This is a genomic window from Gemmiger formicilis (genome assembly GCF_016901605.1).
GTDB classification, from domain to species: Bacteria; Bacillota; Clostridia; order Oscillospirales; family Ruminococcaceae; genus Gemmiger; species Gemmiger formicilis_B.
In genome coordinates this window covers 1-215 of the sequence record NZ_JACJKP010001077.1, presented here as the reverse complement: position 1 = coordinate 215, position 215 = coordinate 1, and the positions used below count along the sequence as shown (strand labels likewise).

1 protein-coding gene is annotated in these 215 nt (G+C 57.2%); it reads right to left on the bottom strand.

Features of this window, described 5'->3' with window-relative positions:
- Positions 1-215 (bottom strand): hypothetical protein (locus H6B10_RS17815; protein ID WP_204652598.1); only part of this gene is annotated, 215 nt, incomplete at both ends.

The following is a 215-nucleotide window of genomic DNA, read 5'->3' as shown; positions in this document are numbered from 1 at the left end:
GGGGCAGCAATGCCCAGGCAACGCTCCACAAAGACCATCGGCCAGTACCGGCGGTGACCATGGGGGCGCGCAATGAAGAGCATCTTGGTGTGCTTCAACCCTTCGGCGGCACGGTGGTCCATGATGAGCGCAGAAAGCCTGTGCCCCCTGAAGAAGTAAAGAAATTTGACGTAAAAGGAGCCGACGTTGGCGATCCTGAAATCCGACAGAGAGAA